Annotated in this window: 25 protein-coding genes and 1 tRNA gene; 19 read left to right on the forward strand and 7 right to left on the reverse strand. The window is 68.2% G+C overall.

The genetic code is table 11. The features are described 5' to 3' along the window. Positions 1-67 precede the first annotated feature (67 nt). The 4 genes from AACZ75_RS09965 to AACZ75_RS09980 all read left to right on the forward strand — a co-directional run bounded on the left by AACZ75_RS09965 (position 68) and on the right by AACZ75_RS09980 (position 6059). Positions 68-832: a class II aldolase/adducin family protein gene (locus AACZ75_RS09965; RefSeq protein ID WP_339872701.1), complete on the forward strand. Its 765-nt coding sequence runs from the start codon at positions 68-70 to the stop codon at positions 830-832. Beyond that, entirely contained in the window at positions 829-1587 is a 759-nt protein-coding gene (locus AACZ75_RS09970; RefSeq protein ID WP_339872702.1) for a hypothetical protein, read from the forward strand. The genes AACZ75_RS09965 and AACZ75_RS09970 overlap by 4 nt, the downstream gene beginning before the upstream one ends. A gap of 126 nt (positions 1588-1713) precedes the next feature. Then, positions 1714-2829 carry an efflux RND transporter periplasmic adaptor subunit gene (locus tag AACZ75_RS09975; protein ID WP_339872703.1) on the forward strand — a complete coding sequence of 372 codons (1116 nt, stop codon included), beginning with the start codon at positions 1714-1716 and terminating at the stop codon, positions 2827-2829. Then, positions 2829-6059 (forward strand): efflux RND transporter permease subunit, encoded by a 3231-nt coding sequence (locus tag AACZ75_RS09980; RefSeq protein ID WP_339872850.1) that lies wholly within the window; start codon positions 2829-2831, stop codon positions 6057-6059. Before AACZ75_RS09975 ends, AACZ75_RS09980 begins: the two co-directional genes overlap by 1 nt. On the opposite strand, the gene AACZ75_RS09985 is transcribed toward AACZ75_RS09980, so the two are convergent. Next, positions 6043-6546, reverse strand: coding sequence for a cytochrome c family protein (locus tag AACZ75_RS09985; RefSeq protein WP_339872704.1), 504 nt, complete (start codon positions 6544-6546; stop codon positions 6043-6045). The two genes, AACZ75_RS09980 and AACZ75_RS09985, sit on opposite strands and share 17 nt — an antisense overlap. A 146-nt stretch (positions 6547-6692) precedes the next feature. Between AACZ75_RS09985 and AACZ75_RS09990 the strand changes: the two genes are divergently transcribed. Then, positions 6693-6968 (forward strand): FeoA family protein, encoded by a 276-nt coding sequence (locus tag AACZ75_RS09990; RefSeq protein WP_339872705.1) that lies wholly within the window; start codon positions 6693-6695, stop codon positions 6966-6968. Continuing rightward, positions 6968-8839, forward strand: coding sequence for a ferrous iron transporter B (locus AACZ75_RS09995; protein ID WP_339872706.1), 1872 nt, complete (start codon positions 6968-6970; stop codon positions 8837-8839). Before AACZ75_RS09990 ends, AACZ75_RS09995 begins: the two co-directional genes overlap by 1 nt. A gap of 32 nt (positions 8840-8871) precedes the next feature. On the opposite strand, the gene AACZ75_RS10000 is transcribed toward AACZ75_RS09995, so the two are convergent. Then, a tRNA-Thr gene (locus tag AACZ75_RS10000) sits at positions 8872-8947 on the reverse strand. A 59-nt stretch (positions 8948-9006) separates the two neighbouring features. Further along, positions 9007-9450 carry an HIT family protein gene (locus tag AACZ75_RS10005; RefSeq protein ID WP_339872707.1) on the reverse strand — a complete coding sequence of 148 codons (444 nt, stop codon included), beginning with the start codon at positions 9448-9450 and terminating at the stop codon, positions 9007-9009. Positions 9451-9551: 101 nt separating this feature from the next. Here AACZ75_RS10005 and AACZ75_RS10010 point away from each other — a divergent pair, with 101 nt between their 5' ends. Together AACZ75_RS10010 and AACZ75_RS10015 are read left to right on the forward strand one after the other, a co-directional pair. Then, positions 9552-9917 carry a phage holin family protein gene (locus AACZ75_RS10010; protein ID WP_339872708.1) on the forward strand — a complete coding sequence of 122 codons (366 nt, stop codon included), beginning with the start codon at positions 9552-9554 and terminating at the stop codon, positions 9915-9917. A 756-nt stretch (positions 9918-10673) separates the two neighbouring features. Further along, positions 10674-11237, forward strand: coding sequence for a DUF2239 family protein (locus tag AACZ75_RS10015; protein WP_339872709.1), 564 nt, complete (start codon positions 10674-10676; stop codon positions 11235-11237). A gap of 82 nt (positions 11238-11319) precedes the next feature. Here the strand turns inward: AACZ75_RS10015 and AACZ75_RS10020 are convergent, their stop codons facing one another. Further along, complete coding sequence (locus AACZ75_RS10020) at positions 11320-11670, reverse strand: DUF559 domain-containing protein (protein ID WP_339872710.1); 351 nt, start codon at positions 11668-11670, stop codon at positions 11320-11322. Positions 11671-11843: 173 nt separating this feature from the next. Here AACZ75_RS10020 and AACZ75_RS10025 point away from each other — a divergent pair, with 173 nt between their 5' ends. Beyond that, a complete protein-coding gene (locus AACZ75_RS10025) occupies positions 11844-12185 on the forward strand; it encodes a HigA family addiction module antitoxin (protein ID WP_339872711.1) in 342 nt (113 codons plus the stop codon). Next, positions 12185-12637 (forward strand): hypothetical protein, encoded by a 453-nt coding sequence (locus AACZ75_RS10030; RefSeq protein WP_339872712.1) that lies wholly within the window; start codon positions 12185-12187, stop codon positions 12635-12637. Before AACZ75_RS10025 ends, AACZ75_RS10030 begins: the two co-directional genes overlap by 1 nt. Here the strand turns inward: AACZ75_RS10030 and cobS are convergent. Next, the gene (gene cobS / locus AACZ75_RS10035) at positions 12634-13638 is read right to left on the reverse strand and encodes a cobaltochelatase subunit CobS (protein WP_339872713.1); all 1005 of its coding nucleotides are present in this window, start codon (positions 13636-13638) and stop codon (positions 12634-12636) included. The two genes, AACZ75_RS10030 and cobS, sit on opposite strands and share 4 nt — an antisense overlap. Positions 13639-13762: 124 nt before the next feature. Between cobS and AACZ75_RS10040 the strand changes: the two genes are divergently transcribed. The 4 genes from AACZ75_RS10040 to AACZ75_RS10055 are packed head-to-tail and all read left to right on the forward strand — an operon-like array spanning position 13763 to position 17434. Further along, a complete protein-coding gene (locus AACZ75_RS10040; protein ID WP_339872714.1) occupies positions 13763-14389 on the forward strand; it encodes a TetR/AcrR family transcriptional regulator in 627 nt (208 codons plus the stop codon). Then, entirely contained in the window at positions 14386-15366 is a 981-nt protein-coding gene (locus tag AACZ75_RS10045; protein ID WP_339872715.1) for an HlyD family efflux transporter periplasmic adaptor subunit, read from the forward strand. The genes AACZ75_RS10040 and AACZ75_RS10045 overlap by 4 nt, the downstream gene beginning before the upstream one ends. Next, complete coding sequence (locus AACZ75_RS10050; RefSeq protein ID WP_339872716.1) at positions 15363-16310, forward strand: ABC transporter ATP-binding protein; 948 nt, start codon at positions 15363-15365, stop codon at positions 16308-16310. Before AACZ75_RS10045 ends, AACZ75_RS10050 begins: the two co-directional genes overlap by 4 nt. Then, the gene (locus AACZ75_RS10055) at positions 16310-17434 is read left to right on the forward strand and encodes an ABC transporter permease (protein WP_339872717.1); all 1125 of its coding nucleotides are present in this window, start codon (positions 16310-16312) and stop codon (positions 17432-17434) included. The genes AACZ75_RS10050 and AACZ75_RS10055 overlap by 1 nt, the downstream gene beginning before the upstream one ends. A 35-nt stretch (positions 17435-17469) precedes the next feature. On the opposite strand, the gene AACZ75_RS10060 is transcribed toward AACZ75_RS10055, so the two are convergent. Next, positions 17470-18135: a J domain-containing protein gene (locus tag AACZ75_RS10060; RefSeq protein WP_339872718.1), complete on the reverse strand. Its 666-nt coding sequence runs from the start codon at positions 18133-18135 to the stop codon at positions 17470-17472. Between the two features lie 45 nt (positions 18136-18180). Here AACZ75_RS10060 and AACZ75_RS10065 point away from each other — a divergent pair, with 45 nt between their 5' ends. Further along, entirely contained in the window at positions 18181-18504 is a 324-nt protein-coding gene (locus AACZ75_RS10065; protein ID WP_339872719.1) for a BolA family protein, read from the forward strand. Between the two features lie 74 nt (positions 18505-18578). Further along, positions 18579-20396, forward strand: coding sequence for a response regulator (locus AACZ75_RS10070; RefSeq protein ID WP_339872720.1), 1818 nt, complete (start codon positions 18579-18581; stop codon positions 20394-20396). Between the two features lie 38 nt (positions 20397-20434). On the opposite strand, the gene AACZ75_RS10075 is transcribed toward AACZ75_RS10070, so the two are convergent. Beyond that, complete coding sequence (locus AACZ75_RS10075) at positions 20435-21058, reverse strand: hypothetical protein (protein WP_339872721.1); 624 nt, start codon at positions 21056-21058, stop codon at positions 20435-20437. Between the two features lie 104 nt (positions 21059-21162). Between AACZ75_RS10075 and AACZ75_RS10080 the strand changes: the two genes are divergently transcribed. From AACZ75_RS10080 to egtB, 3 genes are all read left to right on the forward strand, one after another. Further along, positions 21163-22092: a mechanosensitive ion channel domain-containing protein gene (locus tag AACZ75_RS10080; protein ID WP_339872722.1), complete on the forward strand. Its 930-nt coding sequence runs from the start codon at positions 21163-21165 to the stop codon at positions 22090-22092. 3 nt (positions 22093-22095) lie between these two features. Continuing rightward, complete coding sequence (locus AACZ75_RS10085; RefSeq protein ID WP_339872723.1) at positions 22096-23112, forward strand: beta-eliminating lyase-related protein; 1017 nt, start codon at positions 22096-22098, stop codon at positions 23110-23112. 151 nt (positions 23113-23263) lie between these two features. Then, positions 23264-25438, forward strand: a complete 2175-nt coding sequence (egtB, locus tag AACZ75_RS10090; protein WP_339872724.1) for an ergothioneine biosynthesis protein EgtB — start codon at positions 23264-23266, stop codon at positions 25436-25438. The last annotated feature ends 33 nt before the right edge of the window (positions 25439-25471 follow it).

Raw genomic sequence — 25471 nt, forward strand, 5'->3', positions numbered from 1 at the left:
ACCTGAGGTCCGGTCAGGACGAGCGTAATGGGGTCGGCGCGCGCGCGCCAAAGCGGGAGTATTGATCATGGCGGACGGAACGACGCAGTCCCTGAAATCCCGGGTGTCAGCCGAGGAATGGCAGGTGCGGGTCGACCTGGCCGCCCTCTATCGACTGGTGGCTCTGCACGGGTGGGACGACATGATCTTCACCCATATATCGGCCCGTGTGCCCGGCCCGGAGCATCATTTCCTGATCAATCCGTACGGCTACTATTTCGAGGAGATGACGGCCTCGGCCCTGGTGAAGGTCGACCTTGAGGGCAACGTTGTCCAGGAGACGACGAATTTCATCAATCCGGCCGGCTTCACCATTCATTCGGCGATCCATGCGGCCCGTGAGGACGCCCGCTTCGTTATTCACCTGCACACGGTGGCCGGCGTCGGCGTCGCGGCCCAGAGCCACGGCATGCTGCCGATCAGCCAGAACGCCTGTCTGCTGCAGCACCAGGTTGCCTACCATGGCTATGAGGGGGTGGCGCTGAACCATGACGAGCGACAGAGGATTGTCGCGGACCTGGGGGACAAGTCGCTGATGCTGTTGCGTAACCACGGTACGCTTGCTGTCGGCCCGACGGCGGCGGCGGCCTGGGTCGGCATGTTCTTTCTGGAGCGGGCCTGTGCGCAGCAGGTCGCGGCCCTGTCCGGTGGTCGCGACAATGTTCTGATCGCTCCGGACGCGGCCCAGGCTGAAACGCGGGAGCAGGGCGGCGGCATCGGGATGGTTTCCGCCCTCGCCTGGCCGGGGGCGCTCCGGCAGCTGGACCGGAAATCTCCGGGCTACGACATTTGAGAGTCGCTGCGGCGGGGCTGGCCTGTCTCACCGCAGCACTTGCGGCCGGTGCCGCGCGGGCCGGCCCCTGGGCCCAGCCTCAGGGCCAGGGCCAGGTCATCTTCAAATATGAGGACATGGTCGCCCGTCGTGGCTTTGACGCAGACGGCAGGCTTGCCGACCTGCCTGCCGAGCGCCGGGAGGGTTCCCTCGGCGTGTTCGCCGAATACGGACTGTCCGATCGGCTGACCTTGCAGATCAAGGGGGATTGGCAGCAAGGCGAAGACGCCTTCGTCGACTACGACGGTCGCGGGCCGCTGGAGATCGGCGTGACCTGGCAGGTCTGGCGCGACGCGAAGTCTGCGATCAGCCTCTACGGGGGCTATGCCGATGCCGGGGAAGGCCGCAACGCCGGCTATGCTGCGCCGGGTGTCGGTGATCATGACTGGGAGGCGCGGCTGTCGGTCGGACGATCCATGGCCAACGGGCGCGGCTTTGTCGACCTGCAGGCCGCCCGACGGATTCGCGACGGCTTGCCGGACGAGGCGCGTGCCGATGCGACCGTCGGTGTTCATCTGAACAAGGACTGGATGGTTCTGGGTCAAATGTTCGGCGGTGTGGCCGATGACTCGGGACCGCGCTGGCTGAATGTCGAGACCTCGGTCGTCCGTCGGCTCGGCTCTTTGAGTGTGCAGGCGGGGTGGCGTCAGACGGTGGCCGGTCGCGAGACCCCGGCGGCCGGCGGCGTGATTCTGGCGCTGTGGCGGCGCTTTTGACGCTTTTTCCACTGCCGCGACGAATTGAGACGACGGAATCAGGAACTGCGTCCGTTACAGGAACGCCAGTTGCGTCGATCGCGTAAGCGGTTAAGCCAGCGACCGCTGTCAGGAGTCCGTGTCCGCGTGATCAAACGCCATTTCTTCATCGTTGCCGCGGCTGTGCTGCTGGGCCTGATGGTTCTTGCCGTCGTGCTGAAATTCGTGCTGGCCGATGATGGGAGTGGCGGTGGTCCCGAGGGGCGTGGGGGGCGCGGTGGTGGCCAGGTCGTTTCCCAGGCTGTCGTCAGCCAGCGCACCTTCTCCGACGAAATCCGCGTTCTGGGTGCCGCGCGCGGCCGCCGCTCCGTGAATGTCACCTCTTCGACCACAGAGCTGATTACCCGGGTCCTGTTCACTGACGGCCAGAGAGTCGCGGCCGGTACCCCGCTGGTGGAGTTGCAGGCGCGGGAGGAGGACGCCGGGATCATCCAGGCCCGCGCCCAGGTGGTCCAGGCCCAACGGGAATTTGATCGCTTTCAGGCCCTGGCGGAGCGCGGCATCGCGCCGCGCGTGACGGCCGAGCAAGCGCAGACGGTACTGGAGACAGCCCGGGCAAATCTTTCGGCGGCCGAGGCCCGTCGGGGCGACCGGGTCATCCGCGCCCCGTTCGCCGGGGTGCTGGGTCTGTCCAGTGTGACGCCCGGAACCTTGATCAATCCGGGGGCGGTGATCACCACGCTCGACGACACCAGCGTGATCCGTATCGATTTTCCGGTGCCTGAGCGCTACGTCGGAGTGCTGCGCACGGGCACCAGCATTGCGGCATCCGCCGATTCCCTGCCGCAGGAGTCGTTCATCGGGCGCATCGCCCTGGTCGATACGCGCATCAATGAGCAAACCCGTGCCGTCACCGTGCGGGCCGAGATTCCCAATCCGGGTGGCCGGATCCGGCCAGGCATGCTGATGCGGGTGATGGTCAGCCATGGCCAGCGCCAGGGGCCGGCGGTGCCGGAAGCCGCGGTCCAGTACGAGGGCGATGGTGCCTTCGTCTATCGCATCGCGCGTGGTGACCGGGGCCTGAGCGCCCAGCGTGTCGAGGTCGGTACCGGGGCGGTCGAGGGTGGCTTCGTCGAAATCCTGTCAGGTCTGAACCCCGGCGACCGGATCGTGGGCTCGGGCCTGAACCGCATTCAACCCGGTGCCCCCGTCACCGTGGAGGGTGATGCGCCGGCAGCCGCCCGCAAGGGCTCCACGCGATGATGCTCTCCGACGTCGCGGTGCGACGCCCGGTCTTCGCGGCCGTCGCGGCCATCGTCCTGTGCGTGATCGGCATTGCCGCCTTCTTCTTCCTGCCCGTTCGCGAACTGCCTGATGTCGATCCGCCGATCGTCTCGGTCAGCACCACCTATGCCGGGGCGTCGGCCGAGGTGATCGAGAACCGGATCACCGAGCCGATCGAGCAACAGATCGCCGGGATACAGGGTGTCGAGCGGATCAACTCGACCAGTCGCGACGGTCGTTCCAACGTCAGCATCGAGTTCTCGCTGGACCGGGACATCGATAGCGCCGCCAACGATGTGCGCGACCGGATATCGCGCGTGGTCGGCCGGCTGCCCGATCAGGCCAACCCGCCCGAGGTGGCCAAGGCTGACACTGACAGTCAGCCGATCATGATCCTGTTCCTGCGCTCCAGCGCCATGAACCGGCTGGAGCTGACCGACTATGCGGATCGCTATCTGATCGACCGTCTGGCCACGGTGCCCGGCGTCGCCCTGGTGCAGATCTACGGCGAGCAGCGCTATGCGATGCGAATCTGGCTGGACGCGGCGGCGCTGAGCGCCCGCGGTCTGACGGTGACCGATGTCGAGGCGGCCCTGACCAGCCAGAATGTCGAACTGCCGGCCGGGGCGCTCGAGTCCGGGCAGAAAAACTACACCGTCCGCGTCGCCCGCACCTATGCCCGGGCCGAGGATTTCCGCGAGCTGCCGATCGGCACGCGCGGGTCGGCGGTCGCCGGTTCGAGCACCGGATCGGCCACGACCGGGGTTTCGAGCGGCGCCACAGGCGCGCTCCAGGTCCAGACGGGCTATGTCACGCGGCTGGGCGATATCGCCCGGGTCGAGGAGGGGGCGGAAGAGGACCGTCGCCTGTTCCGCGGCAACGGCCTGGATCAGATCGGTCTCGCCGTAACCCGTCAGGCCCAGTCGAATGACCTGGCCATTTCGGACGGTGTCCGCACCTTGCTGGACCAGGTTCAGACCTCCCTGCCTGAGGGCACGGAGCTGGTGGTCGGTTCCGACAATTCGGTCTTCACGTCGCACGCGATCGACGAGGTTTGGATCACCATCGGCATCTCTCTGGTGCTGGTGGCCCTGGTCAATTTCGTCTTCCTCGGCAGTATCCGCGCGGCGTTCATCCCGTCGATCGTGGCCCCGATCTGCCTGCTGTCGACCTTCATCATCCTGGCTCCGCTGGGCTTCTCCCTGAACCTGCTGACGCTGCTGGCCCTGGTCCTGTCGATCGGCCTGGTCGTCGATGACGCCATCGTTGTGACCGAGAATATTCAGCGCCGTCTCGATCTCGGCGAGCCGCCGCTGGTGGCGGCGGAACGCGGGACCCGTCAGGTCTTCTTTGCCGTGGTCGCCACGACCATCGTCCTGCTGTCCGTTTTCGCGCCCCTGCTGTTCCTGCCCGGCTATGTCGGTCGGTTGTTCGTCGAACTGGCGGCGGCCATCGCCGGAGCCGTGGCCTTCTCGGCCTTCCTGGCGCTGAGCCTGTCACCGATGCTGGCCTCGAAAATCCTGAAACCCGCCAGGAATTCGGGCTGGCTGGCCCGCAACGTCGACCGGGCCATGGACGGATTGAAGCGCTCCTATCGCAATTCGCTGGAGGCCATGCTGGGTCGACGGCTTGCCGTAGCGGGCGTCAGTGGCCTGATCCTGCTGGTGGCCCTGGGAGCGGTCGGCATGTTCCTGACCCTGCCGAATGAGTTGGTGCCGCCCGAAGACCGGGGGCGCGTGTCGATCCGCGTCAACGGGCCCGAGGGGGCCGGTTTCGACTATACCCGCCGCATCATGCTGGGGCTGGAACCGATCCTGGCCGAGTACAAGGCGGCCGGTGAGGTCGACAGCTACCTGATTTCGGCTCCGGGATTCGGCGGCGGCAGCTTCAACTCCGGCAACGCGGTGATGATCCTCCGGGACTGGTCGGCTCGCACGCGTTCGGCCGATGAAATCGCCCAGGAACTGAACGGCAAATTGCGGGCCCAGACCGACGCCCAGGTCAATGCCAGTGTCCCGGGGGCCTTCCAGCGTGGCAGCAGCAATTCCAATTCGATCGAGATGGTGGTGACCGGCTCCGAATACGATGAGCTGTACCGCTGGCTGCAGCCGGTTCTGGCCCGGGCCCAGGCCAATCCGGGTTTCTCGCGGCCGCGCATGAACTATGAGCCCAATGCCCCGCGCCTGCTGGTCAATGTCGATCCGCAGAAGGCGGCCGCCCTGGGCGTGTCGTCCCAGCAGATCGGGCGGACACTGGAGACGATGTTCGGCTCGCGCCGGGCCACCACCTATATCCGCGGGGGTCAGGAATATGACGTGATCCTGCAGACGGAACGCGACAACCGCCGCTCGGTCGGGGACCTCGAGGCCCTCTATGTGGCCACGGGTGGCGGACAGCTGGTTCCGCTGGCCTCGGTGGTGACGACGCGAACCTCGGGCGACACGCCGGACCGGCGGCGGCTGGATCGCCAGCGTGCCATTACGCTGAGCGCTGACCTGAATCCGGGCATGACCATCGCCGATGCGATCACCTTCCTCGATGATGTCGCGGCCGAGCAGCCCCAGGGCGTGGCCACCGTTCAGTGGGGCGGGGCCGCGCGGGACCAGCAGGAGGCCGGTGGTGCGGTGGCGGCGGCCTTCGGCCTGGCGCTGTTGCTCGTGTTCCTGGTTCTGGCCGCCCAGTTCGAGAGCTGGATCACCCCGGCGGTGATCATGCTGACCGTGCCGCTGGCGGCCGCCGGGGGGCTGTTCGGTCTGGTCATGGCCGGGTCCAGCCTCAACATCTACAGCCAGATCGGCCTGATCATCCTGATCGGGGTGGCGGCCAAGAACGGCATTCTGATCGTGGAATTCGCCAATCAGCTGCGCGATCAGGGGCGGACCATTCACGAAGCCATCGTCGAATCCGCGACCCTGCGGCTGCGGCCGATCATCATGACCTCGATCGCCACCGCCTTCGGGGCCCTGCCGCTGGTGCTGTGGCAGGGGGCGGGGGCCGGCAGCCGCCAGACCATCGGGGTGGTGATCTTCTCCGGGGCCATGTTCGCGACCCTGCTGACCCTGTTCGTGGTGCCGGTCATCTATGGCGCGCTGGCCCGGTTCACCCGGTCGCCGGAATACACCGCCCGCAAGATCGAGGCATGGGAGGCCCAGGAGGCCCGCAGCGGAACCGACCCCGCGGCGGACGACCCGGTCAGGGCACCGGCGTAGCCGGGGCGGCCGGCACATAGCCGGTCTCGACCTTGAGCCAGGCGATCACGTCCCGGCGGTCGGTGGCGTCCGCGAGTCCGGGGAAGGTCATCTTGTTGCCCGGCAGGAAGCTGCGCGGGTTCTGCAGCCAGTGGTCGAGGCGGTCAGCGTCCCAAGTGAAGCCGGCGGTCTTCAGGGCGGTCGTATAGTTGTAGTCGGCATGGCTGCCGGCGGTGCGGCCGAAAATGCCCCAGAGGTTGGGGCCGGTCATATTGGGGCCGCCTTCGGCAATCGTGTGGCACGACCGGCATCGGGCGAAGGCGCGGCGGCCATTGTCGAGGTCTGCGGTATTGTAGGGCGAGGGCAGGGCGGCGAGCAGGATGGCCTTTTCGGCGGCCGTGGCCTCTGGTCGGGCCGGGGCAGCGGGGGCCGCTTCGCTGGATCCGGATTGGCCGCAGCCTGCGAGCCCCAGTCCCAGCAGGGTGACGAGGATGAGGGGGCGGGTCATGGCTTACTCCTGTTTCCGGGGCCCTGTGATACCGCATACGCGGGATGCGGCAACGGGTGCGACGATGGAAGGCTGGACGGCATACGGTCGCACCTGATAATCAGTGTCAGATGCAAAGGTGCGGAATTGAACCGCCGGTGAGCCCCATGACCGATACCATTCAACTGAACCTCGCCCGGCGCGGCGACCGGGGCGTGATCATCCAGGTCGGCGACCATTGTCACCACGATGAGCACGCGATCGAGCTGGAGCGCCGGCTGCTGGAACTGGGGTTCGTCGAGGGCGCGCGGGTCGAGATGCTGCATGAGGGCCTGTTCGGTCGCGACCCGATCGCCCTGAAGGTCGACGACATGCGGGTGGCCCTGCGCCGCCACGAGGCGGCCAGCCTCAGTCTGCGTCTCGAGAGCGTGATCGCCGCCTGATGGACATGGCCACGCGTCTGACCCGGGTCGCCCTGGTCGGCAATCCCAACAGCGGCAAGACCGCCCTGTTCAATGCCCTGACCGGTGCCCACCAGAAGGTGGCCAACTACGCCGGCGTCACCGTCGAGCGCAAGGAGGGCCATGTCCGCACCGCGACCGGCCGGAGTCTGTCGGTGCTGGACCTGCCGGGCACCTATTCGCTGCGGGCGCGCAGCCCGGACGAGGAAGTCACCCGCGACGCGGTACTGGGAAGACTGGCGGGCGAGACGCCGCCGGATGTGATCGTCTGCGTCGCCGACGCGACCAATCTGCGGCTGGTGCTGCGGCTGGTGCTGGAGCTGAAACAGGTCGGCCGGCCGATGCTGCTGGCGCTGAACATGTACGACATCGCCCAGCGCCAGGGCCTGCGCATCGACCTCGACGCGCTCAGCGCCGAGCTGGGCCTGCCGATCGTGACCACGGTGGCCACGCGCAAGCGCGGCATCGACGATCTGGTCGCGGCCGTCGAGGCGCGGATCGAGGAAGGCCTGCCCCTCGGCGACAATGCCTGGCTGGCCCCGGACGCGGCCGGCCTGCGGACCGCGGCGCGCGAGGCCGAGCGGATCATGAAGGCCTGTGTGAAGCCGCCGCTGCGGCCCGACACCCTGACCGGCCGGATCGACACGGTGCTGCTGCATCCGGTCGGCGGTCTGATCATCCTGTTCGCCCTGTTGTTCGTCATGTTCCAGGCCGTGTTCAGCTGGGCCACCCCGGCCATGGACGCGATCGAGGCCGGGTTCGGCCTGCTGGGGGCCGGCGTCGCCACGGTCATTCCGGACGGCCTGATGCAGAGCCTGCTGATCGACGGCATCATCTCGGGCGTCGGCAGCGTGCTGGTCTTCCTGCCGCAGATCGTGATCCTGTTCGCCTTCATCATCATGCTGGAGGACTTCGGCTACATGGCCCGGGCCGCCTTCCTGATGGACCGGATCATGGGTGGGGCCGGGCTGCACGGGCGGGCCTTCATCCCCCTGCTGTCCAGCTTCGCCTGTGCGATTCCCGGCATCATGGCGACCCGGACCATCGACAGCCGTCGCGACCGGCTGACGACCATCCTGGTCGCGCCGCTGATGACCTGTTCGGCGCGGATCCCGGTCTACACCCTGATCATCGCCGCCTTCATTCCGCAGCAGCTGGTCTGGGGCTTCGCCAATCTGCAGGGGCTGGTGATGTTCGGCCTCTATGCCGCGGGCATCATCAGCGCCCTGGCCGTGTCGTTCGTGATCCGGCGCGTCTTCTGGCGCGGCGCGGTCGAACCCTTCATGATGGAGCTGCCGTCCTACAAGCTGCCGGACCTCAAGTCGGTGCTGATGAACCTGTGGATCCGGGCCCGGATCTTCCTGGAGCGGGCCGGGCGGATCATCCTGCCGCTGATGGTGGTGATCTGGGTGCTGTCGACCTTCCCCTACCCGCCCGAGGGCGCGACCGGACCGGCCATCGACTACAGTTTCGCGGGGATCCTCGGTCACTGGCTGGAGCCGATCTTCCGGCCGATCGGCTTCAACTGGGAGATGGTCATCGCCCTGGTGCCCGGCATGGCGGCGCGCGAGGTGGCGGTGGCCGCCCTGGGCACCGTCTATGCCATCGCCGACGCCGAGAGCAACACCGGGGCCCTGTCCACGGTGCTGGCCGCCCACTGGTCGCTGGCCACGGGCCTGTCCTTCCTGGCCTGGTATGTGTTCGCGCCGCAGTGCGTGGCCACCCTGGGCGTGGTCAAGCGCGAGACCAACAGCTGGAAATGGATGTGGATCATGGTCGCCTATATGACGGCCCTGGCCTATCTGGCGTCGCTGGTGACCTATCAGGTGGCGGTGGCCCTGGGCGCGGGCTGACCTGAACACCGGTCCCGTCCGGGGCCGGGACATGGTGCCGGTTGCAGGATTCGAACCCGCGACATCCAGTTTACAAAACTGGCGCTCTACCAACTGAGCTAAACCGGCCCGATGCGCCCGGACGGCGGTCCTTATGCTGAAGCACGGACCGCGATGCAAGATGCCCGTCAGTCGGGATCGAGGGCGGCGGCGATGCGGTCGGCCAGCGGGCGCAGGGCGGCGGGGCCGGCCATCGGGCCGTCGCCGTGACCCTTCAGGGCCCGGTCGGTCCAGCGCGGGATGATGTGGAAATGCAGATGGAAGATGGTCTGGCCCCCGGCCTCGCCGTTGAACTGCTTGATGCTGATCCCGTCGGGCGACAGCGCACGGTCCACGGCGCGGGCGGTGCGCTGCACGGCCGCCGTCAACCGGGCCAGCACCTCGGGCTCGACCTCGAGCAGGTTGCGGGCCTGCGAGGTCTTGGAGATCACCAGCACATGGCCCTCGGACTGGGGAAACACGTCCATGAAGACGAGGACGTGATCGTCTTCCCAGACGGTCACGGCGGGAACCTCGCCGCGCAGGATTCTGGCGAAGATGTTGTCGGGATTGTAGGGGCCGGTCAGACTCATGGGATCTCCTCGTCGGGGACAGGCTATCAAAGCGGAGCGGACAGGGGGAGCCCGAAGGCGCACCCTGCGTTATCGTGGCGCGGCCATCGACAGGAGACGACATGCTGAGATTCCTCGTACAGGCCGTGGTCACCGCCCTGGGGCTGTGGCTGGCGGCGCGTCTGATCCCGGGGGTCGATTTCGCCTCGACCGGGTCGCTGATCGCCGCGGCCCTGCTGCTGGGCATCGTCAATGCCGTGGTGCGGCCGGTCCTGGTGTTCCTGACCTTGCCCATCACCCTGGTGACCTTCGGCCTGTTCCTGCTGGTGGTGAATGCGGCGACGATCGGCATCGTCGCCTGGCTGCTGGGCGGCTTCACCGTGGCGGGGCTGTGGCCGGGCATCGGCACCGCCGTGGTCACCGGTCTGGTCAGCTGGATCGCCGGTTCGATGATCGGCGATGACCGGAGCTATGGCCGGCGCGACTGAGGGCAGGCTGAAACCCCGCACGCCGGTTCGGCGACGGTGAGGGGGCATGGGCGGAGCGCCGGGCGTCCGCCCGGAGACCGTAGGGGTTAGTGTTTCGGCGAACGTCAGACGCTCCGCGCGGACGGGTTTCCACATGCCCGGACCGTGGGCCTCGCTGTTGACGAGGGGTCCTTCTGCACACGGCGGGCAGGGATGGCAGCGACCATCTCCTGGACCGGTGCGGGTCTCCGCCCCGCCCCCTCGGCCGTCCGGCTTTTCACCCGGCTCGACCTCGCATCCCCGCGGCCAGCGACCCCGACAGGGGATCCGGCTCCGGGTTGCGCCCGCTCCATCCGCTCCCGCCGCCGCTGCGGATCGCCGGCCGAGCGAGCCCCCCGGGCGACGGGACCGGGGTATTATCGGCGCGGCTGGAGATGAGGCGGGAAGATTGGCGGAGGAAAAGGCCAGGGGATTGATCGGGCTGGGGTTTGGGCAGCGCCGATAGGAGGATTTTTGGCAAACACCTCGCATCCCCGCTGTCGTCATCCTCCGGCGAGGCGTAGCCGAGACCGGGGGACCCAGCGGCGCCGCAGCGCAGCGAAGGCGAAGGGCCCCGTGCCGACCGTGCCTGAACAGGTCGCGCTCCGCGCGCCGCTGGGTCCCGGGGTCTGCGCGGCTGCGCCGCTTGCCCCGGGATGACGAAAGCATTGGGGGTGAATGAAGTTGTTTCACCCGGGTAATATTGACGCGCCGGATTTACCCGGGTAAATCCGCGTCATGACCCAGGCCCCTGACCTTACCTGTACCGCCTTCGCCGGCCATCGCCTGATCGGACGGGGGACGCCGCAAGACGTTGTGGCGGCGGTCATGGCGGCGGCTGAGGCGGGCGAGGCGGCAGTGCTGGTGTTCGATGACGCCGACGCCCGGCCGCTGGAGTTCGACCTGCGTGGCGACCTGGCGGTGGTGCGGGCGCGGCTGGCCCCGGCGGCGGCTGTGCCCGAGAAGCGCGGACCGGGGCGGCCGAAACTGGGGGTGACGGCGCGCGAGATCACCCTGTTGCCGCGCCACTGGGACTGGTTGGCGACCCAGCCGGGCGGGGCCTCGGTCGCCCTGCGCAAACTGGTCGAGGCGGCGGCGCGGGCGTCTGAGGGGCCGGACCGGGTGCGCAAGGGGCGCGAGGCCGCCTATCGTTTCATGACCGCCGTGGCCGGGGATCTGCCGGGCTATGAGGATGCGACGCGGGCGGTGTTCGCGGGGGATGCGGACGGGTTCGCGGCGGCGACGGCGGGCTGGCCGGAGGCGGTGCGGGACTATGCGGCGGGGTTTGTGGCGGGGGTGTAGGGGCGGACTACCCTTCTCCCCTTGCGGGAGAAGGTGGCCGAGCGGAGCGAGGTCGGATGAGGGGTCGCATCAGCGGCACCGATCAATCCCGGATCAGCCTCGCCTCCGACGCCGCGAGGATCGCCCCGATGACCTCATGCCCCCGGTTCTCAATTTGCGCGTTGGGAAATCTCAGCACCCGGAAACCTTGCCCGGTCAGCCATTCATCCCGCGCGACGTCCTCGGCACGATCTTCATGCTGCGGCCCGTCAGCCTCAACGATCAGCCGGTGTCTGAAGCAGAGAAAATCGACGATGTATCGCCCGATAACCACTTGGCGACGGAATTTCAGCCCGGCTAGTTTCCGATCTCGCAGCAGCTTCCATAACCGGCGTTCGTACAGCACCGGATCATGCCGCATTTCTTTCGCACGTTGTTTCAGCCACGCGTCCATAGATTGCATTCTGGCCAGTCAGAGGGCGGCTGTCGAGAGGCCGGCGCGACCCCTCATCCGACCTCGCTCCGCTCGGCCACCTTCTCCCGCAAGGGGAGAAGGGCGCGGTGGGGCCAGTGGTGTTATGTTGAGCCCCTGGATCTGCTTCCGCTGGCGTGAAGGAGGATGCGAGGATGTCGAAATCTGCGATTACCACTGACCGTTTCGCCAGCATCGGCCATCCCGACGACTGGCTGAAGAACCCGACCCCGGGCGATGTCCTGCTGGAGGACTTTCTCAAACCCCTGGGTATGAGCCAGACCGCCCTGGCCAAGGCCATCGGCGTGCCGCCGCGCCGGATCAACGAGATCGTGCTGGGCAAGCGCGCGGCGACCGCCGACACGGACCTGCGCCTGACCCGCTACTGGGGGCTGAGTGCGGGGTTCTTCCTCGGACTACAGATCGACCACGACCTGCTGGAGCAGCGGCGGAAGATGGGGGCGGCGTTGGAGATGATCACGCCGAGGGCGGCTTAGTGCCGTCAGACGTCGATATCGCGCACGAGATCGCTCAAATCTTCGCCGCGCTGGAAAGCCTCCACGAGAAAGGCCTGCCGGGAGCACGCGCAAACAAGGTGCGGCGGGAGGTCATCCACTTTCTTTGGGAGATTCGCGCAGAAGCGAAATTTTCGCAAAGTCGTCCACATTCACTGCTGGCGCGCGCTTATCGCGAGTCCGGCGCGAAGGACGAATTGACCTACGAGCATTCCATCCCGCTTGCCACGATCATGCCGCGCCTACGTAGTGCGGCCGGAGATGGAGCCGCTATGCTCGATCTGCTGAAGCGATACGTTCAGCCAGTCATTGTTCTCAAGAGCGAAAGCAAATTGTTGGCCAGCGCGGGACTGAACGCGAGTTTGCCGCTGGATGCACTCGATGACGATCGCCGCTCGCGATACCTTGCCTGCGGAATAGCGATCGAAACCTAACCCACCTTCACCCTTGTTGCCGCCTCCGGCAGGTCCTCCCCGAACGCGCGCTGGTAGAATTCGGCGATCGTCGGCCGTTCCAGCTCATCGCACTTGTTCAGGAAGGTCAGGCGGAAGGCGAGGCCGACGTCGCCTTCGAAGATGATGGCGTTCTGGGCCCAGGTGATGACGGTGCGGGGGCTCATGACGGTGGAGATGTCGCCGTTCATGAAGGCGTTGCGGGTCATGTCGGCGACGCGGACCATGGCGGCGATGCGGCGTCGGCCCTCGGCGTCATTCCACTCGGGCACCTTGGCGGCGACGATCTCGCCCTCGACGTCATGGTCGAGGTAGTTGAGCGTAGTGACGATACTCCAGCGGTCCATCTGGCCCTGATTGATCTGCTGGGTGCCGTGGTACAGGCCCGAGGTGTCGCCCAGGCCGATGGTGTTGGTGGTGCTGAACAGGCGGAACCATTTGTTCGGGCGGATGACGCGGTTCTGGTCCAGCAGGGTCAGACGGCCCTGGGCCTCGAGCACGCGCTGGATCACGAACATCACATCGGGGCGGCCGGCGTCATATTCGTCGAACACCAGGGCGACCGGGCGCTGGATGGCCCAGGGCAGCATGCCCTCGCGGAATTCGGTGATCTGCTTGCCGTCCTTGAGGACGATGGCGTCCTTGCCGACCAGGTCGATGCGGCTGACGTGGGCGTCCAGATTGACGCGGACCATCGGCCAGTTCAGCCGGGCCGCGACCTGCTCGATATGGGTCGACTTGCCGGTGCCGTGATAGCCCTGGACCATCACCCGACGGTCGAAGGCGAAGCCGGCGCAGATGGCCAGGGTGGTCTGCGGGTCGAAGCGATAGGCGTCGTCGACGTCGGGCACATGGCTGTCGCGCGTCTCGAACATCGGCACGATCATGTCGGAATCGACCCCGAAGGCCTCGCGGACCGTCACCCTGCGGTGCGGTTCCAGCGTCAGCAGGGGATCGGGCGTGGCGTCGAGGGGAGAGGTCATGGACAGACACTTATGAAACCGCAGGGGCGGGGTCCAGCGTCGCGGGCGCGGAATTCGCCGGGACCCTTTACGAAACGCGGCCGCAGGATTAATAACTGACTGGTCAGTTATTAAAAGGACGCCCATGCTGCCGCCCGGCGAACCGAAATTCCGCCGTCGTCCCGCCGAGCGGCCGGCCGAGATCCTGGCGGCGGCGCTGGAGGTGTTCGCGGCGCGGGGCTATGCGGCGACCCGGCTCGAGGACGTGGCGCGGCGGGCCGGCGTGTCCAAGGGCGCGCTGTATCTGTATTTCGAGACCAAGGAAGACCTGTTCCGGGCCGTGGTCGAAACCGCCGTCGGCGGCAATCTGGCGCACCTGAAGGACCTGGCCGGAACCGGGGTGGCGTTCGAGACGGCGGTGCGGGCCGGGGTGGGTCTGCTGGCGCAGACCGTGGCGAGCGACCGGCGGGTGTCGGGCGTGGTGCGGCTGGTCATCGTCGAGGGGCGCAACCTGCCGGAACTGGCGACCATCTGGCACGAGACGGTGGTCGTGCCGGCCCTGGGCGTGATCACCGGCCTGATCCGCGCGGGCCAGGCCCGGGGCGAGGTCCGTTGCGGCGATCCGCGTCTGTTCGCCATGGGCCTCATGGGGCCGATGCTGCTGGGCGTGCTGTGGCGCGAGACCTTCGAGCCGATCGGGGCCGAGCCGGTGGATATCGAGGCGCTGGCGGCGCAACATCTGGACACGGTGCTGGGAGGCATGCGGCCATGAGGCGGATTCGACCGGTTGCGGGGATCGTCGCGGTGCTGGCGCTGGCGGCGCTGCTGGTCTGGGGCCTGGTCCTGCGCGGCGGCGAGCCACGCACCCTGTCGGGCTATGTCGAGGGCGATCTGATCTATCTGGCGGCCCCGGTCCCGGGCGCGGTCGAGGCCCTGTATGTGCGCGAGGGCGAGCGGGTCGCGGCGGGCGGCCGCACCTTCCTGATCGATCCGCAGGTGTCGCAGGCCCAGGCCGAGTCGGCGGCGGCGGCCCTGGCGGCGGCCGAGGCCCGTGCCGAGGACCTGCGCAAGGGCCAGAGGGCCCAGGAACAGGCGGTCTATGACGCCCAGCTGGCGGCGGCCGAGGCACAGCTGCGACAGGCGGAGGCCAGCTACAACCGTATCGCCCCGCTGGTGGCGCGCGGCATTTACGCCCCGGCGCGGCTGGATCAGGAGCGGGCGGCGCGCGACACGGCCCGGGCCCAGGTCGAGACGGTGCGCCGCCAGCGCGCGGTCGGGGCGCTGAGCGCCCGCGCCGACGCCATCCGGGCCGCCGACCAGCAGGCGGCCCAGGCGCGGGGCGGACTGAGCGGGGCCGAGGCGGTGCTGCGGACCCTGTCGCCGCGGGCACCGACCGGGGCGCGGGTGCAGCAGGTCTTCTTCCGCCAGGGCGAATGGGCCCAGGCCAACCAGCCGGTGCTGGCCCTGCTGCCCGACAGCCGCATCAAGCTGCGCTTCTTCGTACCGGAGCGGACGGTCAACCTGTACCGGCCGGGCGGCACGGTACGGTTCGGCTGTGACGGCTGTTCCGGCCTGCGCACGGCACGGATTTCGTGGGTCAGCGCCACCGCCGAGTTCACGCCGCCGGTGCTGTACAGCCGCGGCAGCCGCGACCGGCTGGTGTTCATGGTCGCGGCCACGCCCGAGGACCCGACCTCGCTGAACCCCGGCCTGCCGGTCGATGTCGTGCCGCTGGACGACGCGCGGTGAATGAAACCCCGCCAGTCCCCGGAGAGGGCCCCGCCATCGACGTGCGCGGGCTGAACAAGGCGTTCGGGGCCCTGCAGGCGGTGCGCGACTTCGGCATCACCGTGGAAAAGGGCCGGATCTGCGGCTTTCTGGGCCCCAATGGCGCGGGCAAGACCACGACCCTGCGCATGCTGTGCGGCCTGCTGAAGCCCGACAGCGGCGAAGGCACGGTGCTGGGGCTTGATGTGCTGGCCCAGGCGCGGGCGATCAAGCGGCGGGTCGGCTATATGACGCAGAAATTCTCGCTCTACGAGGACCTGTCGATCGAGCAGAACCTGGTGTTCATGGCCCGGGTCCATGAGCTGGACCGGCGTCAGCAACGGGTCGAGGCGGCGCTGGTGAAACTGGGCCTGATCGACCGGCGGGCGCAGCTGGCCGGGACCCTGTCCGGCGGCTGGAAGCAGCGGCTGGCACTGGCGGCGGCGACGTTGCACGAACCGGACCTGCTGCTGCTGGACGAGCCGACGGCGGGGGTCGACCCCGAGGCGCGGCGCACCTTCTGGGACGAGATCCACGCCCTGTCGGCGGACGGGATGACGGTGCTGGTCTCGACCCACTACATGGACGAGGCCGAGCGCTGTCACGAGATCGTCTATATCGCCGCCGGCCGGATCCTGGCGCGGGGCACGGCCGACGCGATCATCGACGGGGCGGGGCTGGTGACCTTCCTGGCCGAGGGGCCGGGGGCCGACCGGCTGGCCCCGCAGCTGCGCGGGCAGCCCGGGGTCGAGATGGCCACGGCCTTCGGTACCACCCTGCATGTGTCCGGCCAGGACCGGGCGGCGCTGGAACAGGCCATCGCCCCGCTGCGCCAGCCGCCGCTGACCTGGACCGAGACGCGGCCGACGCTGGAGGACGTGTTCATCCATCTGATCGCCGGTCTGAGGCAGGAGGAGGCGGCCTGATGGTGTCGCTCAGCCGCACCTGGGCCGTGATGTCCAAGGAGTTCATCCAGCTGACCCGCGACCGGCTGACCTATGCGATGATCCTGATCATGCCGATCGTGCAGCTGCTGCTGTTCGGCTATGCCATCAACAACGATCCGAGGCAGCTGCCGACGGCGGTGCTGGTGCAGGACCGGGGGGTGATGGCGCGGCCGGTGCTGAACGCCCTGACCAACACCGGCTATTTCCGCATCACCGTCGCCGCCAACAGCCAGGCCGAGCTGGACCGGGCGCTGGCGCGCGGTGACGTACAGTTCGCCGTGGTGATCCCGGCCGATTTCAGTCGCAAGGTGGTGCGCGGGCAGAAGGCGTCGATCCTGGTCGAGGCCGACGCGGCGGATCCCTCGGCCGTCGGCGGGGCCGTGTCGGCGCTGGCGGGCCTGCCTGCCCAGGCGCTGGCCCGCGAGCTGACCGGACCGCTGGCCCGCTCCGGCGGTGCCCCGCCGTTCGAGGTGGTGGTCCACCGTCGCTACAATCCCGAGAACATCACCGCCTTCAATGTGGTGCCCGGGCTGCTGGGCATCATCCTGTCGATGACGCTGGTGATGATGACGGCCCTGGGCATGGCGCGCGAACGCGAGCGCGGCACGATGGAGGCGCTGCTGGCCACGCCGGTGCGGCCGATGGAGGTGATGATCGGCAAGCTGACGCCCTATGTCCTCGTCGGGGTGATCCAGGCGGCGCTGATCCTGGTGCTGGCGCGGCTGCTGTTCGCGGTGCCGATGAGCGGCGGCTGGCTGGCGCTGAGCCTCGGGTTGCTGCTGTTCATCGTCGGGTCGCTGGCGCTGGGCTTTTTGATCTCGACCGTGTCGCGGACCCAGCTGCAGGCGATGCAGATGTCGTTCTTCTACATGATGCCGTCGATCCTGCTGTCGGGCTTCATGTTCCCGTTCCGCGGCATGCCGGAGTGGGCCCAGGTGATCGGCTCGATCATTCCGGTGACCCATGTGCTGCGCGTGGCCCGCGGCTCGCTGCTGAAGGGCAGCGGGGTGATGGACTCCTGGCCCAGCCTGGCGGCGTTGGCCGCCTTCCTGCTGGCGGTCGGGACCCTGGCGATGATTCGCTATCGCACGACCCTGGACTGAGCGGCACGGCCGCCCGGTTCAGGGGCAGGGACGGATCAGGCCAGGCCGGCCTTCTTCAGGATTTTCCAGGCGCGGATCACGCTCTGCAGCTTGGCCTCGGCCCCGCGGTCGCCGCCGTTGGTGTCGGGGTGAAACCGCTTCAGCATCTCGTGGTAGCGGGCCTTGATGTCCGACTTTTCGGCCCCCGGCTCGAGGCCGAGATCGGACATGGCCGCGCGTTCCAGCTTGCCGACGCGATGGTCATCGGCCGGATTGACCTGTTCCCGGGTGCGGCGCTCGAACAGGCCGAAACTGTCGTTCCACGAGCCGGCGGCCCCGGTGTGGGCCTTGCCCAGCTTGGCGGCATTGCCCGCCGCCTCGCGCGAATTCTTGCTGGCCTTCATGTCCCAGGTCGGGCGGCCACCGGTCATGGCCTCGTTCTCCTGGGCGGCGCGGACCTGGCCCTCGCTCATGCCGGCGTAGAAATTCCAGTTCTTGTTGTAGGCCCCGGCGTGGGACTGACAGAAGTCATAGAAGTCGTTCAGCCGCTCGCGCGACTTGGGGGCGCGGGCGGTGGCGGCCTTGCTGCAGTCCGGCCAGTCGCACGCCTTCTCGCCCGGCTTGAGGTGCAGGACGTCCTTCTCCGCCGCCTCTTCCTCGGCGCGTTGCGGCTTGATCCGCATATCCTTGAATCGGGGCGTGTATTGAAAAGAGGCGGTCATGGCCGCAAGTGTAGGGGGGAATTGGTCATCATCAAGGAACTACCGATGCCGGAAGGCCCGATCGCGACAATTATCCGCGAAAAACTGACATCTGCGCTGAATCCGGAACGGCTGGACATCGAGGATGACAGCGGGCGGCACGCCGGACACCATCATGACGGCGGCATGGACGGTACAGCGGGCGGCGAAAGCCATTTCAATCTGACGGTGGTGGCCAGCGCGTTCGAGGGCCTGGGGCGGCTGGCGCGTCAGCGTAGCGTAACGGCAGCCCTGCGCACGGAATTGGCCGGACCGGTTCACGCCCTGTCAATCCGGACCCTGACCCCGGCCGAAGCCGGCGACGACAGGCCGTCTACGTCCAATCCCTAGGTAGAATCACGTTCACCTCATCTTAGCGGGTTGGGTCTTAGCGTCACGCCGGGTTGTTATCCGTGGGGCGGCAAATGGTTGAATCCGATGCGATAGACAAGGGTCTGGCCGGTGATCAGCGTCCCGGAGAGGCCGCGCAGGCCCTGCGGGCGATTCTGCAGACCCAATATCTCCGCTATCTGATTATCTTCAGCTGGGCCCTCGGCCTGCTGGGCACCATCGGCGTCGGTCTGGCGGCCATCTGGCTGGTCAGCACCCTGGCCGCCGGCACGATTCGCGGAGCCGTCGAAAAGCGCATCAGCGACCGGGTCGGCACCGGATGGGGCCTGGTCTTCCCGGCCGTGGCGACCATCACGACCGCCGTCTGGGCGACCGCGCCGCTGCTGGCCTGGTTCTCCGACGCGCCGTTCGGCCGCGCCCTGGCCATGACCCTGCTGGTCTGCGGTTATGTGCTCGTCTTCTCGCAGCTTCGAAGCTCTCCGCGTCAGGCCCTGGTGATTTCGTCGCCCTACGGCCTGGCCGCCCTGATCATTCTCGGGAGCCTGTGGGGCACGCCGATGTTCTGGTCCTTCCTCGGGGTGGTGCCGTTCACGGCCGCCGGCCTGTTCGTCCTGGTGATGATGACGATGCTGCGGGAAGAGCGGATTCGCGCCTTTCAGGAGCATCAGGCCCATCTGATCGAGGAGCTGGAGACAGCGCGGGACCGCGCCAACGCCGCCAGCGACGCGAAATCCAACTTCCTGGGAGTCATCTCCCACGAGCTGCGCACGCCGATGAACGGCGTCCTGGGCGCGGCCCAGCTGCTGAGCGCCACGCGACTGGAAGAGACCCAGCGTGAATACCTGTCGATCATCCGCAACTCGGGCGACAACCTTCTGTCACTGCTGAACGACATTCTCGACATGACCAAGATCGAGGCCGGCAAGATGACCTTTGATGTCGTCGATGTCGTGGTCGAGGACCTGCACAAGCGGGTGGTGGGGCCGTTCCAGGCCCAGGCCGAGGCCAAGGGTCTGGACTTCCGGATGGTGTTCGAGGGCGAAAGCCCGGCGGTGGTCCGGAGCGATCCGCTGCGGGTCTGTCAGGTGATCCAGAACCTGCTGGCGAATGCGGTGAAATTCACCGACACCGGGGCCGTCACCTATACGGTCCGTGGCGAGCGTCTGTCGGACAAGGTCGTGCGGTTCGACTATGAGGTGCGGGATACCGGAGCCGGTATCGCGACCGCGGATCTGGAACGCCTGTTCCAGCCGTTCACCCAGGTCGACGGCTCCTCGACCCGCCGGTTCGGGGGCACCGGGCTGGGCCTGACGATTTCCCGGCGCATGGCCAATATCATGGGCGGCGACATCTCGGTGACCTCCACCTATGGCGAGGGCTCGACCTTCACCTTCAGCGTCGAGGCCGAAGTTGTCGAATGGGCCCGGATCGCCCCGGCCGAGGCGATCGAGGCCGAGGTCGGCGACGGACGGCATCTGACGGTGCTGGTGGTCGAGGACCATCCGGTCAATCGCATGATCCTCGAGGCCTGGATGGGATCCGCCGGCCACGTCTCGGCGACAGCGGAGAACGGCCAGATCGCCGTGGACATGGCCCAGAGCCAGGCGTTCGATCTGATCATCATGGACGTCAACATGCCCGTTATGGACGGGCTCACGGCGACGCGGGCGATCCGAGACAGCGCCGGGCCGAACGCCGAAACCCCGATCGTGGTCCTGTCCGCCTCGGCGCGGAATGAGGACCACGAGGCGGGTCTTGCCGCCGGGGCCGACGCCTATCTGAACAAGCCGATCGACTTTACGGCCCTGGCCCGGGTGATGAACCAGGTCGGGTCCGGGCGTGACGCCCTGCGGGCGCTGACGGCCGAAGGCGGCCAGGTCGCCGCCGCCTGACCTGAAGCCGGACGGTCGCCGCGCGGGGGCTGAGCGGTTCAGACGGTTGTCTGGCCTGACACCCGGCCGACCTGCCAGGCGGGGTCACGGTCCCCGGTCAGGCCGACCAGCTGCAGAAAGCCGACGACGGCGATGGCCCGTGCCGGTTCGGCCCGGGCCAGGAACATCTGTGGCGGGGCCTCGGCCCGAACCAGCAGCGGCAAGACCAGCCAGCGTTCACTGAAGCGACGGACATCGATGTTCGGGTCGGTCTTCAGATGGGGGCAGTATTTCAGCGACCGGTCGACACAGGCCCGATGCAGCGGGGCGATCGCGCCCGCATCGATCCGGACCTGATCGTCGGCGACGGCGGCGGGCAGCCCCTCGATCAGACGGCCGTTTCTCAGGCTTCCGGCACTGACCGGGTGGGCGACCTGGGTCCAGCGATCATCGGCCGGGGTCGGCCGGCCGCACATCGGGCACAGCATGCGACCGATTGTCAGGCGCTGGCGGACCGCGTGGTTCTGTGAATACAGCGGCCTGCCGACGCCGGGGCTGTCCTGCTGGACGATGGCCAGGGCCCCGCCGACGGTGGGGCAGGGACGGACGCCGAGAACCGGCTCCGCGGTCCAGCGGGTAACCCAGGGGACATCGATGCCGACCCTGAGCGAGGATTTCTGCACGGTGTGCTCCGGTCGGCCATCTGCGGGGGACATCCTTTCCCCCGCCTGTAATGAATTGCGGGCCCCGGGGTTCACATCCGGGCACAGGACGTTAGACCCGGACCATGACCAACCTCGAAGCTCCCCTGATTGATGCGGTGGCCGCCGGCCAGAAGGCGATCACGATCGATGCCGCCGTCCTGGTCAAGCTGACCGACATGGCCGGCAATCTGGCCATCAACCTGACCATCGCCCTGCTGATCCTGACCGCCACGGTGTTCGTGTCGCGCTGGGCCTCGAAGGTCACGCGACGGGCCCTGTCGCGGGTTCGCGGCTTCCAGGACGACCAGACGGTGCTGACCTTCGCGGCCCAGGTGGTGCGGGTGGTGGTCTATGTGATCGGTCTGATTGCGGTGCTGCAGCGGCTGGGCGTGCAGACGACCTCGATCATCGCGGTCCTCGGTGCCGCCTCCCTGGCGGTCGGTCTGGCCCTGCAGGGGACCCTGGCCAACGTGGCCGCGGGCGTGGTGCTGCTGGTCCTGCGTCCCTACAAGGTCGGGGACCTGATCGATATCGCCGGCGCGAGCGGCACGGTGCAGCGGCTCGACCTGTTCACCACCCAGATGGCCAATGCCAGCAACCACAAGATCGTCGTCCCGAACGGCAAGGTGCTGGGCGAGGTGATCATGAACCTGTCGGGCCAGAAGACCCGGCGCATCGAGATCGATTTCACCGTCGGCTATGGCGAGGATCTGGCCCAGACCCGGGCGGTGCTGGCGACCATGGCCGGGGCCCATGCCAAGGTCCTGAAGGATCCGGCCCCGTGGACCGGCGTGACCGGTCTGCTGGACAGCGCCGTGCAGGTGACCCTGCACGCCTGGGTCAAGTCGGGTGACTTCTGGCAGAGTCAGGCGGACCTGATGCAGGCCGGCAAGGAGGCGCTGGACGCCGCCGGTATCGAAATCCCGTTCCCGCACCAGGTCGAGGTCCCGGCCAAGGGCGCGTCCTTCGCCCGTATCCTCGCCGAGCCGGCTGACGAACCAAGGGGAGACTGACCGGTGCGTTACGACTTCGGGTCCGACAACACGGCCGGCATGGCCCCGGCGGCGCTGGCGGCGATCGTCGCGGCCAATGACGGTTTTGCCCGCGCCTACGGAGCGGACGACGTCACCGCCCGCGCCGCCGACCAGATCCGCGGCCGGCTGGACGCCGATGCCGAGATCCGCTTCGTGTTCAGCGGCACGGCGGCCAATGCCATCGCCCTGTCGATGCTGGCCTTTCCACACGAGGCGGTACTGGCGCACCACGCCGCCCACATCTGCACCGACGAGACCGGGGCCCCCGGTTTCTTCGGCCAGGGCGTCGGCCTGATCGGCCTGCCGGGCTTTTCGGGCAAGATCGAGCCGGCCGCCCTCAATGCGGCCCTGGCCGAACCCGAGGTCGGTCACCGTCAGCCGGCAGCCGCCCTGTCGCTGACCCAGTCCACCGAATACGGCACGATCTATAGCGAAGAGGAACTGCGCCACCTGATCGAGCCGGTGAAGCTGAAGGGCTACGGCGTGCACATGGACGGAGCGCGGCTGGCCAATGCGGCGGCGGCGGGCTTCGACCTGACCCTGATCCCGCGGCTGGGTGTGGATGTGCTGGTGTTCGGCGGGGCCAAGGCCGGGGCCAATTGCGCCGAAGCCCTGGTCATCTTCGACAAGTCGCTGGCGCGGCGGATCGACAACCGGCTGAAACAGGCGGGGCAGACGGCGTCCAAGGCGCGCTTCCTGGCGGCCCCCTTCCTGGGGCTGCTGGAGTCGGGGGCCTGGGAGGACGGGGCCGCCCACGCCAATCTGATGGCCCAGCGGCTGGCGGCGGGCATCGCCACCCGTTCGCCCTTCACCCTGGCCCATCCGGTCGAGGCCAATGCCGTGTTCGTGCGCATGCCGGAGGCCGCCCATGCGCGTCTGAACGCCCTCGGCTGGGCCTGCTACCGGTTCGATGACGGCTCGGTGCGCTTCGTCTGTTCCTGGGCCACCCGGGTCGAGGCGGTCGACGAAATCCTGGAGGCCATCGCCGGTCTCGGCTGACGCTTCGGGGGCCGATGGGTCGAAACGGGGTGATCCCGCGCCGATCTACGGCTAGGCTTGCCGGCCTGACGAGGAACCCGGGCCCCACAGGGGCATTGGGTGGAACGGGAGCGTCGACGGTGACGACAGGCAACAGCGGACGTCATTGCGGATGAATGCACCGGCCGGGATCGAGACGATCGGAGCGCGCGACATCGCCGCCTACCGGCGCGTGCGGGCGGTGATGCCGGCGCTCGCCGCGGGGCTGTCGCCCGAGGACCTGCAGGCCCAGTCGATGCCCGACTGCAGCCCGGGCAAATGGCATCTGGCCCACAGCAGCTGGTTCTTCGAGGCGATGATCCTGGCGGCGCAGCCGGACTATGTGCCCGTCGACGCCCGGTTCCAGACGCTGTTCAACTCCTATTACGAGGCGCTGGGGTCGCGGGTGGCGCGGGCCGAACGCGGCCTGATGACCCGGCCGTCGCTGGCGACGGTGCTGGACTACCGCAACGAGATCGACCGGCGGATGGTGGCCCGGCTGAACGCCGGCGGGCTGGACGCGTCGCAGCGCTATCTGCTGACCCTGGGCCTGCATCACGAGCAGCAGCACCAGGAGCTGTTCCTGATGGACCTGCTGCACCTGATGTCGCGATCGCCGCTGGATCCGGCGGCCTATGCGACCGAGCCGCGCACCGCCCCGCCGCAGCCGCCGCGCGGCGGGCAGACGCGGTTCGCCGGCGGACGCGTCGAGATCGGGACCGCGGCCGGGGCCTGGGCAGGGGGCTTCGCCTTCGACAACGAGAGCCCGGCCCATCCGGTCTGGTTGCAGCCGTTTGCCCTGGACCATGACCTGGTCAGCAACGGTGACTGGCTCCGCTTCATCGCTGACGACGGCTACGGTCGCGCCGACCTCTGGCTGGCCGACGGCTGGGCCGTGGTGCAGGCCGAGGGTTGGGACGCGCCCCTGTACTGGCGGCGGGACGGCGGCGACTGGACGGTGCTGGGCCTGGCCGGGCGACATCCGGTCGATCCGGGCGCCCCGGTGCGTCACGTCAGCTTCTACGAGGCCGACGCCTATGCCCGCTGGGCCGGGGCGCGCCTGCCGACCGAGGCCGAGTGGGAGCATGCGGCGACCACGGCCGGTCCGGCCTTCGCCAATCTGTCGAACGAGGTCTGGCAGTGGACATCGAGCGCCTACGCCCCATATCCGGGGTTCAGGCCGACCGAAGGCACCGCGTCCGAGTACAACGGCAAATTCATGGCCAACCAGATGGTGCTGCGGGGCGGGGCGTTCGCCACGCCGCCGGGACATGCCCGGGTCAGCTACCGCAATTTCTACTATCCGCAGCAAAGGTGGGCCTTCATGGGACTTCGACTGGCACGGGACATCGAACCGGCGACAGGCAGCACGGAAACCCCGGCGGCGGAGGACGCCGGTTTCCGCGCGGCGCTGGTCGCAGGCCTGAGCCAGCCGCAGAAGGCCGTTTCGCCGAAATGGTTCTATGACGCCGAGGGGTCGCGCCTGTTCGAGGACATCACCCGGTTGCCGGAATACTATCCGACGCGACAGGAGGCAGCCCTGCTGCGCGAGGTCGCGCCGGACTGGGCCGCCGAATTCGGTCCCGGCTCGGTTCTGGTCGAGTTCGGGTCGGGGGCCAGCGAGAAGACGCGCATCCTGCTGGATGCCGGACGGGACCTGGCCGCCTATGTGCCGATCGACATCAGCCCGGAGGCGCTGGCGGAGGCCGCCGCGCGGATCGACGCGGCCTATCCGCATCTGACCGTCGCGCCGCTGGTCAGCGACTTCCTGCACCTCGAGGCCCTGCCGGTCGCCGCGGGAACGGGGCGGCGGATCGGCTTCTTCCCCGGCTCGACCATCGGTAATCTGGAACCCGCCGAGGCCGTGGCCTTTCTCAAGGCGGCGCGGGCGCTGCTGGGCGACGACGCCCTGTTCATTCTCGGCGTCGATCTGGTCAAGGACCCCGCCACCCTGATCGCGGCCTATGACGACAGTCAGGGCGTGACGGCGGCCTTCAACCTGAACCTGCTGGATCGCGCCAACCGCGAACTGGACGCTGATTTCGACCTGGACGCCTTCCGGCATCAGGCGGTGTGGAACGAAGCCGACTCGCGCATGGAGATGCATCTGGCGGCGACGCGCGACATGGCCGTCGACCTGGGCGACCGGCGCATCGCCTTTGCCGAGGGCGAGACGGTGCATACGGAAAGTTCGCGGAAATTCACCGAGGCGTCGCTGAAGCGCATGGTCGAGGCGGCGGGCTGGACGATGGCGCGCTTCCGGGCCGGCCCCGCACCCTCGGTCGCCCTGGCCCTGCTGCAGGGCTGAGACCCGGCGGTGGGGCCGCCGGGTCGATCGGGT

Source organism: uncultured Brevundimonas sp. (assembly GCF_963975535.1).
GTDB lineage: Bacteria > Pseudomonadota > Alphaproteobacteria > Caulobacterales > Caulobacteraceae > Brevundimonas.

Excerpts from the sequence above, each read along its gene's own strand:
- cobS (WP_339872713.1), bottom strand. The coding sequence starts at position 13,638 with ATGACCTCTCCCCTCGACGCCACGCCCGATCCCCTGCTGACGCTGGAA.
- AACZ75_RS10005 (WP_339872707.1), bottom strand. The coding sequence starts at position 9,450 with ATGAGTCTGACCGGCCCCTACAATCCCGACAACATCTTCGCCAGAATC.
- AACZ75_RS09990 (WP_339872705.1), top strand. The coding sequence starts at position 6,693 with ATGACCGATACCATTCAACTGAACCTCGCCCGGCGCGGCGACCGGGGC.
- AACZ75_RS09985 (WP_339872704.1), bottom strand. The coding sequence starts at position 6,546 with ATGACCCGCCCCCTCATCCTCGTCACCCTGCTGGGACTGGGGCTCGCA.
- AACZ75_RS09965 (WP_339872701.1), top strand. The coding sequence starts at position 68 with ATGGCGGACGGAACGACGCAGTCCCTGAAATCCCGGGTGTCAGCCGAG.
- AACZ75_RS10080 (WP_339872722.1), top strand. The coding sequence starts at position 21,163 with ATGACCAACCTCGAAGCTCCCCTGATTGATGCGGTGGCCGCCGGCCAG.
- AACZ75_RS10040 (WP_339872714.1), top strand. The coding sequence starts at position 13,763 with ATGCTGCCGCCCGGCGAACCGAAATTCCGCCGTCGTCCCGCCGAGCGG.
- AACZ75_RS09995 (WP_339872706.1), top strand. The coding sequence starts at position 6,968 with ATGGACATGGCCACGCGTCTGACCCGGGTCGCCCTGGTCGGCAATCCC.
- AACZ75_RS10010 (WP_339872708.1), top strand. The coding sequence starts at position 9,552 with ATGCTGAGATTCCTCGTACAGGCCGTGGTCACCGCCCTGGGGCTGTGG.
- AACZ75_RS10025 (WP_339872711.1), top strand. The coding sequence starts at position 11,844 with ATGTCGAAATCTGCGATTACCACTGACCGTTTCGCCAGCATCGGCCAT.
- AACZ75_RS10070 (WP_339872720.1), top strand. The coding sequence starts at position 18,579 with ATGGTTGAATCCGATGCGATAGACAAGGGTCTGGCCGGTGATCAGCGT.
- AACZ75_RS10060 (WP_339872718.1), bottom strand. The coding sequence starts at position 18,135 with ATGACCGCCTCTTTTCAATACACGCCCCGATTCAAGGATATGCGGATC.
- egtB (WP_339872724.1), top strand. The coding sequence starts at position 23,264 with ATGAATGCACCGGCCGGGATCGAGACGATCGGAGCGCGCGACATCGCC.
- AACZ75_RS10045 (WP_339872715.1), top strand. The coding sequence starts at position 14,386 with ATGAGGCGGATTCGACCGGTTGCGGGGATCGTCGCGGTGCTGGCGCTG.
- AACZ75_RS10020 (WP_339872710.1), bottom strand. The coding sequence starts at position 11,670 with ATGGACGCGTGGCTGAAACAACGTGCGAAAGAAATGCGGCATGATCCG.
- AACZ75_RS10015 (WP_339872709.1), top strand. The coding sequence starts at position 10,674 with ATGACCCAGGCCCCTGACCTTACCTGTACCGCCTTCGCCGGCCATCGC.
- AACZ75_RS10055 (WP_339872717.1), top strand. The coding sequence starts at position 16,310 with ATGGTGTCGCTCAGCCGCACCTGGGCCGTGATGTCCAAGGAGTTCATC.
- AACZ75_RS10065 (WP_339872719.1), top strand. The coding sequence starts at position 18,181 with ATGCCGGAAGGCCCGATCGCGACAATTATCCGCGAAAAACTGACATCT.
- AACZ75_RS09980 (WP_339872850.1), top strand. The coding sequence starts at position 2,829 with ATGCTCTCCGACGTCGCGGTGCGACGCCCGGTCTTCGCGGCCGTCGCG.